Origin of the sequence: Microbacterium azadirachtae, assembly GCF_000956545.1 — a bacterium.
Lineage (GTDB): Bacteria > Actinomycetota > Actinomycetes > Actinomycetales > Microbacteriaceae > Microbacterium > Microbacterium azadirachtae.
In genome coordinates, this window is the sequence record NZ_JYIT01000047.1 from 1 (window position 1) to 12,639 (window position 12,639).

At 72.2% G+C, this 12,639-nt stretch carries 15 protein-coding genes; all 15 read right to left on the reverse strand.

What is annotated here, in order from left to right:
• Positions 1-1,204 (reverse strand): conjugal transfer protein TrbL (locus tag RL72_RS20190; protein ID WP_045249056.1); only part of this gene is annotated, 1,204 nt, incomplete at its 3' end.
• A gap of 34 nt (positions 1,205-1,238) precedes the next feature.
• Complete coding sequence (locus RL72_RS01600; RefSeq protein WP_045249057.1) at positions 1,239-1,508, reverse strand: DUF6112 family protein; 270 nt, start codon at positions 1,506-1,508, stop codon at positions 1,239-1,241.
• A gap of 72 nt (positions 1,509-1,580) precedes the next feature.
• Positions 1,581-1,847, reverse strand: coding sequence for a DUF6112 family protein (locus RL72_RS01605; RefSeq protein WP_045249058.1), 267 nt, complete (start codon positions 1,845-1,847; stop codon positions 1,581-1,583).
• Positions 1,847-3,022 carry a M23 family metallopeptidase gene (locus tag RL72_RS01610; RefSeq protein WP_045249059.1) on the reverse strand — a complete coding sequence of 392 codons (1,176 nt, stop codon included), beginning with the start codon at positions 3,020-3,022 and terminating at the stop codon, positions 1,847-1,849. The genes RL72_RS01605 and RL72_RS01610 overlap by 1 nt, the downstream gene beginning before the upstream one ends.
• A gap of 4 nt (positions 3,023-3,026) precedes the next feature.
• A complete protein-coding gene (locus tag RL72_RS01615) occupies positions 3,027-3,719 on the reverse strand; it encodes a hypothetical protein (protein ID WP_211256003.1) in 693 nt (230 codons plus the stop codon).
• A gap of 34 nt (positions 3,720-3,753) precedes the next feature.
• Positions 3,754-4,833 (reverse strand): ParB N-terminal domain-containing protein, encoded by a 1,080-nt coding sequence (locus RL72_RS01620; RefSeq protein WP_045249061.1) that lies wholly within the window; start codon positions 4,831-4,833, stop codon positions 3,754-3,756.
• Positions 4,830-5,666 carry a hypothetical protein gene (locus RL72_RS01625; RefSeq protein ID WP_045249062.1) on the reverse strand — a complete coding sequence of 279 codons (837 nt, stop codon included), beginning with the start codon at positions 5,664-5,666 and terminating at the stop codon, positions 4,830-4,832. Before RL72_RS01625 ends, RL72_RS01620 begins: the two co-directional genes overlap by 4 nt.
• Positions 5,667-5,758: 92 nt before the next feature.
• Complete coding sequence (locus RL72_RS19330) at positions 5,759-6,175, reverse strand: hypothetical protein (RefSeq protein ID WP_082071941.1); 417 nt, start codon at positions 6,173-6,175, stop codon at positions 5,759-5,761.
• A complete protein-coding gene (locus tag RL72_RS01635; RefSeq protein ID WP_082071942.1) occupies positions 6,172-6,837 on the reverse strand; it encodes a DUF2637 domain-containing protein in 666 nt (221 codons plus the stop codon). Before RL72_RS01635 ends, RL72_RS19330 begins: the two co-directional genes overlap by 4 nt.
• Positions 6,834-7,730, reverse strand: a complete 897-nt coding sequence (locus RL72_RS01640) for a bifunctional DNA primase/polymerase (protein WP_045249063.1) — start codon at positions 7,728-7,730, stop codon at positions 6,834-6,836. The genes RL72_RS01635 and RL72_RS01640 overlap by 4 nt, the downstream gene beginning before the upstream one ends.
• Before the next feature lie 173 nt (positions 7,731-7,903).
• The gene (locus tag RL72_RS19005; RefSeq protein ID WP_082071944.1) at positions 7,904-8,989 is read right to left on the reverse strand and encodes a helix-turn-helix domain-containing protein; all 1,086 of its coding nucleotides are present in this window, start codon (positions 8,987-8,989) and stop codon (positions 7,904-7,906) included.
• A 4-nt stretch (positions 8,990-8,993) separates the two neighbouring features.
• Positions 8,994-9,872 carry a lytic transglycosylase domain-containing protein gene (locus RL72_RS01650; RefSeq protein WP_248700332.1) on the reverse strand — a complete coding sequence of 293 codons (879 nt, stop codon included), beginning with the start codon at positions 9,870-9,872 and terminating at the stop codon, positions 8,994-8,996.
• Entirely contained in the window at positions 9,872-10,819 is a 948-nt protein-coding gene (locus RL72_RS01655) for an anchored repeat-type ABC transporter permease subunit (RefSeq protein WP_045249064.1), read from the reverse strand. The genes RL72_RS01650 and RL72_RS01655 overlap by 1 nt, the downstream gene beginning before the upstream one ends.
• A gap of 5 nt (positions 10,820-10,824) precedes the next feature.
• Positions 10,825-11,574, reverse strand: a complete 750-nt coding sequence (locus RL72_RS01660) for an anchored repeat-type ABC transporter ATP-binding subunit (protein ID WP_045249065.1) — start codon at positions 11,572-11,574, stop codon at positions 10,825-10,827.
• Complete coding sequence (locus RL72_RS01665; RefSeq protein ID WP_045249066.1) at positions 11,571-12,614, reverse strand: choice-of-anchor M domain-containing protein; 1,044 nt, start codon at positions 12,612-12,614, stop codon at positions 11,571-11,573. Before RL72_RS01665 ends, RL72_RS01660 begins: the two co-directional genes overlap by 4 nt.
• Positions 12,615-12,639: the final 25 nt, after the last annotated feature.

The window sequence follows — 12,639 nt, forward strand, 5'->3', positions numbered from 1 at the left end:
CGGCGACCTTGGCGCCGACGACGACGGCCGCGCCGATTGGTCCTGCAGCGGCCGCGCCACCGCCCGCCGCAGCCGCACCGCCGCCTGCGGCACCCGCACCGCCGGCTCCGCTCGCGGCTGCGGCTCCGCCCGCGGCGGGTGCCGCGCCTCCGGTCGCCGCCCCGGTGCCGCCTCCGGTCGACGGCGCCCCGGTGGGGGCCGGAGGGCTTCCGCCGCCGGAGGGGACGTCGCCGCCGTCGAGGATCTTCTTCGGGGACGCCCCGTTGCCACCTCCGGTCGGCACCGGCACGGGCCGGTTCATCGCCGACTTCGCCTCCTGCTCGGCCGACATCGCGTGGTACATGTCGAACCCGACGAAGGAGATGAACTTGTACGTCATGTACGGCGCGAACGCGGCCACCAGCATGAGGACGACGCCGGCGATCGGGTCGCTGATGGAGGCGAGGTCGAGGTCGATCGGCTGGGAGACCTGGGCGATGGCGACGAGGAACACGACGACCAGGACGAGCTTGGACAGGATCAGGGCGAGCACGAAGGTCGCCCACTTGCCGAACCAGCCACGGGTCGCATCCCACGACGCGCCGGCCAGGGCGACCGGGGCGAACACGATCGCGACCAGTAGGAGGGCTTTGCGCACGAGCAGGGAGAACCACACGATCGCGGCGGCGGAGATCGCCAGGCCCGCCAAGAAGATGGTGATGATCGCCCCGACACCGGGCGCGGCGATGTTGATGCCGGCGAGCGCGCCGCCCAGCAGGGCGATCTTGTCGCCCATGTCCTGCATGGAGTTGCCGGTTGCCTGGACGATGCCGATGCACAGCTGGTCGGTGATCTCCAGCAGCGTCCCGGTCAGGGTGAGGGCGACGAAGGAGCCGAGCACGGATTTCGCCAGCCCAAGGGCGGCGCGCGGCAGGGCGCCGGGGTCGCGGCGGATCAGGCCGGTGATGAGCTGGAGGCAGAAGAAGACGAGCATCACGAAGATCGCGACGCCGAACAGGAGGTTGTAGACGCCGACGTACTCGGCGCCGGTGACGTCGACGAGCGTGGTCGTGTCGAACACGCCCCACACGGCCTGGAACAGCCACCCGGCGGCGGCGCCCATCGCCTGGGCGAGCCAGTCGAACGGGGCCGCGACCAGGGAGGCGACGCCCTCGCCGACGGCATCGCAGACGCTGGAGATGACGGGGACGTCGCACACGCTCATGAGCGCCGCTCCCGGTGCGCGCTCGCGCGGCCCCTCATACGCTCTGGCCCACGTTCCAGAAGAAGTTGATGAGCGTGACACTCGCGCCGCAGATGATCGCCGCGCCGCAGCTGACCAGGACGCCGACCTTGCCGCGCGAGGCCAGGTGGGGGTTGCTGCTGTTCGCGCCGAAGCCCCAGATGATCGCGGAGACGATCAGGGCCAGGACGCTGAGGATGAGGCCCACGGTCATGATCGCGCCGACGATGGTGCGCAGCTGCTCGATACCGGGCAGGCCGGTGCCGTTGGGGTCGATGTCGATCACGGTGGGGCTCCTTGACGTTTGCGAGGGGATGGGTTCTCGCGAGTCAGGTGCGCGGGCCGTCCCGCCGGATCGTCAGAGGCCGGAGCCGAGGGTGATGAGCCAGTTCAGCCAGGTGACGCCGGCTCCGGCGAGCACGGCGGTGCCGAGCGCGACGAGCAGCCCGGTTCGGGCGCGGGTGGCCGTGTGGTAGTTGCCGTGTGAGGACGCCAGCGCCCAGGTGATCGCGCAGACGATGAGCATCAGCACGGCGATGACGAGCACGAACATCAGCAGCGCCCCGATGACTTGGGGCAGTTCGACTGCGCCGCTGGTGGCGCCGAAGTCGGGGAACACGTCCATCAGGCCGCTCCCGCCGGGCTGGGTCGGCACGCCGAGGTGCTGGCGGCGTCCAGGTCGAGCGCGCCGTGCTCGGCCAGCCAAGGCTCCGAGTCGACGGCGGTGCCGCTCGAGCCGCCGTCGCGGATCTCGAAGTGCAGGTGGGCTCCGGTGGACTGCCCGGAGGAACCGACGTCGCCGATGTGCTGCCCGGCGCTGACCGTCTGCCCGTCGGAGACGTAGATGCCGTTCTCCCACATGTGCGCGTAGGCCGAGGCGACCCGCTGCCCGCCCACGGTGTGCTCGATGACGATGAGCCCGCCGTAGCCGCCGGAGAACCCGGCGTGCGTCACCACGCCGTCGGCGATCGCGAAGATCGGGGTGCCGTCCGCGGCGGCGAAGTCGGTGCCGTAGTGCATCGACCACTCGCCGGTGATCGGGTGGACGCGCATCCCGAACGGGTCGGTGCGCACCCATGTCCCTGTCGGCAGCGGGAACACGGTCCTCGTGGTCTCGGGCACGATCGGCGTCGCCGAACCGCCACCGCCTCCGCGCGGCGGCGCGGTCAGCACACGCAGGATCGTCTCGGCGACGGGCCGGTAGTTCTGATAGCGATCCGGGTAGGCGCTGACCTCGACTGCTTGCGCCGCCTCGCCGGGGTCCATCTGCTGCCAGCCGGGGATGTCGAGCAGACCCCTCGGGCTCGGGTAGTTGGGGCCGCCCGCCCCGCCGTAGAACGCGCGCGCCTGGTAGTCCGGGTCCATCAGCTCCGCGACGGTTCCCCACCCGGAGGCGGGCCGCATCTGGAACAGTCCGAGGCTGTCGTGGTCGGCCCCGTTGCCGTCGTTCGGGTAGTCGCCGGACTCGGGGTAGGCGCCGGTGTTGGCGAGCATCCGCAGCCGGGACTCGGTGAGTGCCGCCATCAGGGCGATGACGACGCCGGGTGAGCCGACGCCGCTGGTGCGCCCGCCGACCGTGATGATCGTGGCCGCATGGGTCAGCTGCGTGCGCGTCAGCGTGATCGAGGTGCCGTCGGCGGCGGTGGCAGTCAGCTCGTCGGGGATGGCCCCGACCGTCAGGGAGCCGGGCAGGCACGCTGCGGCCTGGGCGGCGGGGGTCATCAGCAGCCCGACCGCCAGCAGCGCCGGGGAGGGGCCGAGGAAGATCAGCAGCGCGAGGGCGAGGGCGAGCTTCTTCACGCCGTCACCGAAGCGGGTTGTCGAGCTGGGACAGGCGCAGCAGCCGGCACGGCCCGGTGGAGAACTCCGGCGCGGGCGGCGAGCACACGATGAACACGGTGAACGCGACCGGATGCTCGGAGGCGATCTGCTGCCCGTTCCAGATGCCGGTGCGGTGCCGAGTCGCGTCGATCGTGAACGCCGTGGTGCCCGGCAGCAGCTGGCCGGGGCGGGCCTGCGCGAGCGCGTCGGCCCACCCATCCGGCACGCCGATGCTCTCGATCGTGAGGCTCTGCCTCGTGGCGTAGCCGCGCAGCTGCGCCCACGCCGAACTCGTCGGCAGGTAGCCGGCGATATCGGAGGCGAGGCCGTTCTGCTCCCCGGTGGTCGTCTCGGCTGCCTCCAGCAGCACGTCGGCGATGTCCAGCGGCCCGTATCCGGCTCCGGCATCCCAGGTGAACAGGGTCGCCGCGACCGAGCGGGCGAACCGCTCCGGGTCGTGCGTGAGCCGCAGCGCGGCGGGCTCGTCCGCGGCGGGGAACGTCTCGACCGGGGCGGGCGTGGACGAGCTGCTCGGCACCGGGTCGACCGGGGCGTCGCGGCGGGGACCGGCCAGCAGCCCGTACACGCCGACGCCGGCCAGGATCAGCAGCACGCCGGCGGCGACCAGCGCGAGGATCAGGCGGGTGCGGCGTCCGGGTCGGGGGGTCAGCTCCATGCTGTCCAGGTGCGCGGGGCGTCCCCGCGCCCGGTCACAGTGCGATCAGGCGATGCGTGCGCGCCGAGCGCATCTGCTCGGCCAGCTCGTTCAGCGCGTCGAGGACGGCCTCGAACTCGGACCACTGTTCCTCGTCGAGCGCAGCGGCGAGTTCGACCGGATCGAAGTGCAACGTGAAGCCGGCCAGGTCATCGACCGTGGCGACGAACACCCGCACCGGGTGGCGCGCCGGCTCGTCCTGCCCCTGCCCTGGGACGGGCTGCGGCCGGCCCGGACGCCGCTTGGTGGCGGCACGGACACGGGCCAGGGTGTCGGCGGCGACCCGCTCCAGCTCCGCGGCGCGCACGGTGGACTGCTGGCCGCGCAGCCGCGCCAGCGCACGGGCCGCCGCGTCGCGCACGCCGCCGGGCTCGGTGTCGTCCTCGGCCAGGCGCTCCAGCTCGGCGAGGGACTGCTCGGCCTGCGCGCGCCGGTAGGCCGGGCTGACAGGTCCGCCCTGACCAATCGCGTCCAAGCCGGCCTGGGCGCGCTCGCGCACGGACGCCGGCTGGGCGTCGTCGGCGGCCAGCTCCTCCAAGCGGCCGATCTGCTCCAGCTTCGTGTACCCCTTCTTGCCGGTGACCATCAGCGCCGCCTGCTCGCGGACGTCCCCGGCCTCCCCGTGCGGTGCCGTCGATTCGGCGGCACCGTCTGACCTGGGGTTTCTTCCTTCGGAGGTGAACCGGGTGGCCTCCTGGCGGCGTGCTGCGTCCGCGGCGAGCTCGGCGCGCAGCTCCCGGTACAACGACGCCTTCTCCAGGTCGGTGTAGTCCAGGCGCAGCTGGTTCTCGTCCTGCTCGGCCAGCAGCAGGGAGAGCTTGTCGGAGATCCCGGTGCGCACCCACACGTTCACCGTCTTCAGCCCGAGGTACTGCGCCGCCAGGTAGCGGCGCCCGCCGCAGATCAGCAGCCCGTCCGAAGTGATCGTCAGCGGGTGCAGGAACCCCTGCCGGCGGATCGACTCGGCCAGGCCAGGGATGTCGCCCTGCTCCTGCCGGTGCCGGTAGCCCATGCGGATCGCGTCGAGCGACCACTCCAGTTCGATATGCCCCGCCGTCGGGTCGCTCGCGCTCATGTCAGCTCGCCACCGCGCACGGTGATCGGGTTGGCGAGGATGATCGTCAGCGCCAGGTCGTCGTCGGCGGCGATCTCGGCGACCGGATACCCGCGGGTCAAGCGCAGCAGCACCCCGCGGCCGGTGTTCGTGGCCCCCAGGGTCGGGTCGGGGCTGCCGAGCACGACGCGCAGCAGCGTCGTCCACGACACCCGCGGCATGTCCAGCAGCGCGCGGGCGTGCTTGTCTCGGCGCAGCGACTCGTAGGCGGCGCGCCGCGATCCGGTCTCGATCAACCGCCCGCTGATGTACTCGATCGCCGCGCGGGTGACGTCCTCGGGCCAGTCCAGCGCGACGAACAAGGCGATGGTTTCCTCGAGGGCGCGGCGGGCCTGCTCGGAGCGGTCGTCGTTCTCGTCATCCGTGTCCTCGGGCGCCTCGACGCGGAACGCCGGGTGGTACTCGGTGATCGAGGTCTCCCGGTCGGAGAACCGCTCGGCCTCGTGGAAGCCGGAGTATTCGGCGCGGCGCGCCTGATGGGTGGAGCACAGCATCCCGGCAGCCTGCTCGTCGGCCTTGAGGGTGATGTCCACGGCGCGGGTGACGACCGCCCAGGGGTCGTCTGCGCCGCGCACCGAGGACGTGCGCATTGCGTCGAACGCGGCCGGGGCGGCGTCCTCGGGCTCCTGGCGGTGCTTGCGGGCCAGGCCCGCGTACTTGCGGATCGTGTACTGCATGAGCGCCGCCGCCTCGGGGTCGGTGCGCCAGGCGCCGGGGCCGGCGTCGTGCAGTCGGACGAGCAGGACGCGAAGTCCCTCGCTCGTGGAGAACGCGGGCTGAGTGGTTTGCAGCATGATCGGGCACCTCCTGTATGTCAGGCAGGTACACGGACGCTCCCCAGCGGTCGGCCGGACGCTGGGGAAGGTGTGCATGCTGGGGCTCCGGCCTACTTCAGCTCGAGGGGTTCGAGCGAGGTCTGTGCGGCCGGGGTGTTCACACCGAACGCGGTCACCGGGGCCAGGCGGTGCGAACGTCGCGCGATCCCGCGACGGGACACCGCGACTGCGTTCGACGGCAGTCGGCGGGTCCGGCGAGCCAGCTCCGCCTGGAAGTCGATGCCCCGGCCCGAGGCGCGCCCGCTCAGGCTGACGAACAGATCGGTCGGCCGCACCCACGCGACCGTGCTGCGCCCCGTCGCCGCAGCCGGGGTCGTTCCCGATACGGCCTGACGGGACGGGTCGCCATGCACTGCGAGCTCGGAGACATCCGGCTCCGGCCGCTCGACGGGGGCGCGGGTGGGCTGCGGGTCGGGCTCACGGGATTCGTCGTGAGACGGCTGCGCGTCTCGGGTCGCGTCGCTCATGGTTGCGTTCCTTCCGTGTCGGCGGTCGCGGTGATGGCTATCGGAGAGGTGCGCGCTCCGAGCCACCGCCCGACGGTCGAGGGATGCACGCCGACGTGTCGGGCGATCCGCTTGTTCGACCAGCCCTCATCGCGCAGCACCACCGCGACTTCCCGCCCGGACGCCGGTGGGTTCGCCTCAGCGACCGGCTCGACCTCGACGGCGGGTATGGGCTCCGGCGCGGGCTCGGCGAGGCTCTGCTCGGACGGGCCGGCCGGGCGCGCGCGGGTGAGGACGACGGTGAGATGGGTGATCGCCAGCAGCACCAGCGGCGGCACGGCAGCCACGGAGGCGGCGAGCACGGCCGGCACGTCGGCGTCGGCGGCGACGATCGCGTGGATCGCGTTCGCGGTGACTGAGACGAGTGCCCCGGCCATCAGTAGCAGCCACGGATACCAGGCCGCGCGCTGTCCGGCGAGGGCGACGACCGCGACCGTGGCGACGACGATGATGCCGTCCACGATGAGGGGCCAGGCCCATGCCTGCGCGTCGTCGATCCCGGAGCGGCGCGCGAGATCCGCCAGCGCCGTGAAGGACAGCCAGAACGCGCCGATCGCGATGAACACCGTGCCCGCGATGGCGGTGCCGACGACGAATCGCCGCACCTGGGGCTGACCGTTCACAAGGCCGCCCGGATCGAGGGCTGCACCGTGACCGGGGACATTCCGGCAGGCGCGGGCCGGGACGCGGCCTGCGGATGTGCGGTGCGATACGCGGAGCGGATCGTCGTCGTGATCTCGGGAACCGGCAAGCCGGCGCGTTCCGCGGCCGGCCCGAGGACGGCGTGGGCGTCGGCGGAGGGGACGCCGGCCTCGGCGGCGCGGCACGCGGCCCAGAACAGGGCACGGTTGCGTTCGCCCTCACCGCGCGCGGCAACCCAGCGTGCCAGCCGATCGGGGTCGAGGTCTCCGACGCGCTCCCGCGGCCCCGCCCACGGGGCGGGCTCGGGCCGCGGGTCCAGCAGCTCCCGCAAGGCGCGCGCGTCGACCGGCGCGCCGTCGGAGGTCGCCGTGGCGACCACCGTGTAGGAGCGCTCCCCAGCGCGCCCGATCACCGTTGAGGGCGGCACGACGATGTAGCCGCCGTCGCCACGGAAGTCGACGTGCGCGGCCGGCGCCTGCCAGGAGCGGTGCGGATCGTCCGGGCTCGCCGGGTAGTAGGCGTGCAGCCCTCCCGACGGGGTGCGCACGAGCACGGCCCATCCGTCGACCAGGCCCGCGCGCTGCGCTCGCCCGAACGCGGCGTATCCGGTCCCGGCCGGGTGGACATCGACGTCGACCACCTCGAAGCCCGAGACCGCGCCGGTCGGCACGCCGATGTTCGCCGTCGGCCAGCGCCGCCACCACGCGGCCACCTGTCGCAACTCGGCGCTCGCATCATGGAACCCGTGCTCGGTGCGCGGCTCCTTGCCCAGACGCCGGCACGGAAAGACGGGGACGCCGGCCTCGGCGAACGACCTCGCCGCATCCGACAGCGGCATTGCCGCGGCGGCGCGCAGCACGGCGCCGATGTCCATAGCCGGCCTCCTCCCTGCGCCCCCCGATACCGGGGCTCGCTTCATGGCTTGCGACCATGAGGTGCGCGAGGTTCACCACGCAGTAGGCAGACGGACGATCAGCGAGTGCGCCGTCAGGTGCAGCGGTGAACCTGACGTATCAGCCCGGCCTACCGGGCGGGGGCGGAGATCGTCTAGGAAAGACGCCGGATATGAGCGTCGCGGCGCGAATCACGCGACACCGCACGAGTTACCGTGTCGACCGGCGTCAGGGCGCACACGCCACGGCACGACTCGCACGGCATAGCCCCGGTGCAGGAGGGATGCGGATGCCGACGGTACTGCGTGGGGGTGATTCCGAAGCGTTTGCGGAACCATACTGCCGCAACTCGCGCGTCGTTCCATCCGACATGCCGGGATGCGTCGGCGATCGGCAGGTCGGTCTCCTCGATCAGTCGCGTGAACTCCGTCAGGCGGGTCTCGATGAGGAACCGCATGGGGGCGACGCCGACCTGCTGGGTGAACACGCGCGTGAGATGGGCGCGGGAGACGGCGACCTCCGCGGCGAGCCTGCCGACCGTCCACGGCTCGGCCATGCGCGAGCGCAGCAGGTCGACCGAGCGGCGCACCGGGCGGGCGATCGGTGGCTGCGCGAGCCGGCCGCGCACCGGGAGGACGAACCTGTCGGGCACGGCACCGTCCTCGGCGAGCAGCGTCGGCAGAGCGATCTCCACGGCGCGGGAGAACAGCGAGATCAGTCGCGTGGTCGCGACCTCCGGTGGCGCGGTCTCGTTCACGAGGCTGATCTGGCGCCACAGCGGTTCGATGCGGTGCAGGATGTCCACGCCGGGATGCAGCACGAGTGCCGAGCCGTCCCAGGCGTCGGGATGCACGCCCGGACGGACGCGCGTGGTGTCGGCGAGCACCCATCGCATGTGAGAGCGGAGGAAGGACTCGTCGAAGTACAGTGTCCAGAGCCGCACAGTCGGTGCCGGGCGTACTGAGCACCACATGCCGGCCCCGAGGGTCATCGCAGAGCCCGGCGTCAGCTCGTGGATGCCGGTGGCGGTTTCGACCTGCGCGGCGCCCTCGAGGACGTGGACGATCTTGGCGTGCCCGAACACGGCGCGGTGGATGCGTTCGGTGCGCACGCTCTCCACCGCCGCGAGCGGCGGGCCGGCCGGCTGCGTCGCGATGTAGCCGCGCCGTCCGGCCCGCCGGGAAGCGTCAGGGTCCCAGAGCGCAGGGACGCTGCCACGTCCGGGTGAAGGTGCCGTCACGCGCTCACCGGAGGGTCGCGAAGTGGCTCGCCGCGTCTGCGACGCGGTTGTTGTACTCGACGGAGGGGTTGTAGGCGCCGATCGCGGCGATCCAGTTCGCAGAGACGGTCAGGTCGCCGCCGACGTCGCACAGGTGCATCGCGGCGGCCAGGGCCGCGTCGTCGATCTGATTGACGTCGGTCTTGCCGTCCCGGTTGCCGTCCTGGCCGGTCTCTGCCCAAGTGGAGGGAATGAACTGCATGGGGCCGACTGCGCGGTCCCAAACGGTGTCACCGTCGATACGCCCCTGGTCGGTGTCGGGAACGGGGTTCGTCCCGTTGCCATCAAGCGGGATGCCGATGATCGCCGGGGCGACGGTGCCGTCGGGGCGGAGGGTCGCGCCGTTCATGCTGCCGTGCTCGGACTCGACGAAGCCGATCGCAGCGAGGGTATTCCAGCCGATGCCGCAGCCGGAGTGCGTCTCGTTGGCGGCGAGGGCGGCACCGGCGTAGGCGGCCAGCGCCCGCTCGGGGATGTTCCCGGCCTTCGCGATCCGCGTGACCCAGGCGGGGTCGGCGAGTTCGGCCACGGGCCGATCGGCGGCCGCGAGGCTGCCGGGCGTGGCCTGGGCGGGGGTGGGCTGCACGCGGACCGGGGTCCGGCTCGGCGTCGGGGTCGGGGTGGACGTCGCCGCCGTCGTGGTCGCGTCGGCGGGCGGCGGGGTGAGCGCCGCCGCCGCGAGCGCGCCGACACCGAGCACGGCCAGGACGATCGTCGCGGCCGGCAGCGCCCACCGCCGCCACGCGGACGGCCGTGCCGGTTCGACCGGAGCGTCGGCGTCGGGGGTCTGGATCATCGCGTCGAAGGAGTCGCGGCGGCGGGATGCGGGGGTCAGGTCGGTCATCACAGTGCTCCGGTGTTCACGGGTTCGAGGTCGGGTTCGAGGTCGGGTTCGGGCTCGGCGGCAGGCGGGGCCGCCTCGACGGCGCGGTCGCGGGTGCGCCGCCGCCAGGTCTTCGCGATCAGGCCCTGCCGGGGGGCGAAGAACCAGGCGAGCAGGAACGCGGCGGTCAGGACGAGGACGATCGTGCCGCCGGTCGGGAAGTCCCACGACCACGAGATATAGAGGCCGACGAGGGCCGAGACGCCGCCGATGATCGGGGCGAGCAGCATCATGATCCCGAGCCGATCGGTCAGCAGCCGCGCGGTCGCCGCCGGCGTGATGAGCAGCGCGAGCACGAGGATGTTGCCGATGGTCTGCACGCTGATGACGACGGCGAGGGTGACCAGGACGTAGAGCACGAGGTCGAGCCAGAACACCTTCACGCCCATCGCGCGCGCGGACTCCCGGTCGAGGGAGATGGTGACGAACTCCTTGTGCAGGGCGAAGATCACCGCGAGTACGAGCACCCCGGTCCCGCCGACGACGTAGAGGTCGCTGTCGGGGATGCCGGTGATGGAGCCGAACAGGAACTGCTGCAAGGAGCCGGCGTAGCCGGGGGCCTGGGAGATGACGACGATGCCGAGGGCGAACGCGGCGACGAAGAAGACCCCGATGATGGAGTCCTCCTTCAGCCTGCGGTTCTGCGAGAACACCGCGACGAGGACGGCGGTGAGGACGCCCGCGATGGTGCCGCCGATCACGAGGTTCCCGCCGACGACGAACGCGACCGCCAGACCGGGGAAGACGGCGTGGGCGACGGCATCGCCGATGAAGGCCATGCCGCGCAACACGACGAAGGTGCCGACGACGCCGCAGACGATGGAGGACATGACCGCGACGGCGAGCGCCTTCGGGAGGAACGCGAGGTCGGGGTTGAGCAGGTCGGTGAGGAAGTCGATCGGGTTCATGGGGGTCACGCGGCTTTCAGGATGCGCAGCAGGGCGGAGTCGGCGCCGACGCCGAACGTGGTCATCCACAAGGCGGGATCGGCGGCGAGCTGGGCGGGCGTTCCCGTGGCGATGATCGTGCGGTTCAGCAGCGCGATCCGGTCGCAGCCGTCGAGCGCCGACAGCAGATCGTGGGTGGTCATCAGCACGGCCCGGCCCTCGCGGGCGAGGTCCGCGAACAGGGCCGACAGCAGCTCCTGGGTGGGCATGTCCAGGCCGGTGAACGGCTCATCGAGCAGCAGCACCGCGGGCTGCGCCGCGAGCGCGCGGGCGACGAGCACCCGCTGGCGCTGCCCGCCAGAGAGCTGCCCCACGGGGCGATCCGCGAGGTCCGTCATGCGCACCCGCTCCAGCGCATCCGCGACAGCCTCCCATTGAGCGACGCCAGGCCGGCGGAACATCCCGAGCCGCCCGGTCAGGCCGGTCATGACGACGTTCGCGACCGAGATTGGGAACTCCCAGGCGAACTCGTGTCGCTGCGGGACGTACCCGATCGGGGTCCGGCCGGGCTTGGAGACGCGGCCCTCGACCAGCACTCGGCCGGTACTCGGGGCGAGCACGCCGAGGACGGTGCGCAGCAGCGTCGTCTTCCCGGCTCCGTTCGGGCCGATCAGTCCGACGAGCTCGCCGCGGTCGACGGCCAGGTCCGTGCCAGTAAGCACAAGCCGGCCGCCGAGCTCGACCGACACATTCTCGATCGCGAGCGCCGCGGTCATCGCGCGTCCTCGGAGATCCGGTCGAGGTCGAGATCGATGTCCTGGGTGCGAGCGGCGAGCGCGCGCCGCTTGGCGCGGTTGCCGCGCACGATCACGACGACCACGCCGGCGATCAGCGCGACGGCGACCAGGCCGATCGCGCCGATGAGGATGGGCACGAGCGGGTCGCCGGCCGGCTCCGGTGCGGCGGTCGCCGGCTCGTCGAGCGTTACGTCCTCCTCCGTCTCCGCGCCGGGGGCCGGGACAGCAGCACCGTCCCAGCTCGCGGCGAGCGCGTCGGCCGGAGCGGTCGCGGTGCCGACGGCGAACCGGATGACCTGCGTGTCGGAGACGGTCGAGCCGTCCACAAGGTCCGCGGTCGCCTCGAGCTGGAGCAGGTAAACGCCGGGCTCGGTGAAGACCCAGTTCGCGTGGGTGTGCGTGTTCACGTCGACCCAGATCGGCTGCGCGTCGGGCACGCGGGAGTCCCACAGCAGCTGCGGCTCACCGAACGACCCCGACTGCAAGTAGGTCGTCACCGTGCCCGGCCCCTGCGCGCCGGTGAGCGACAGGGTGACACCGCGGTCGATGGTCTGCATGACCTCCGGGTCTTGCGTGTTCCAGCCCAGCCAGACGACCTCGGCGTTCTGCGTCTGCGGCACGACCCACACCGGCTCGCCGGGGTCGGCGCCGACGAAGGCGTAGGCCGGATCATCCGGGACGGACAGCTGGGCCTGGTCCAGGACGTGGAAGACGGTCTCGTCGGGGTAGCGCCACACGCTCGTCGCGTTCGCGTCTGCCTTGGCGACGTCATCGTGGATGAGGAACGTCCACTCGCCGTCGACGAACTTCGGCCCCATGTCGACGTGCCCGGCATCCAGCGTCCGCTCGCCGTGGACGACGGCGAGGTTCGCGTCGAGCGTCTGATCGAGGTTCGGGTCGTCGTCACCGTCCTCGGCGAACGCGGCGGTCGGCGCGGCCAGCAAAACCAGGGCGAGGGCGGCGATCCCGGCGCGCATGGCGCCGGCGGCTCGCCTGCGGGGTCGGGTGAGGGTCGTCATCGGGGACTGCTTCCTAATCGGTTCG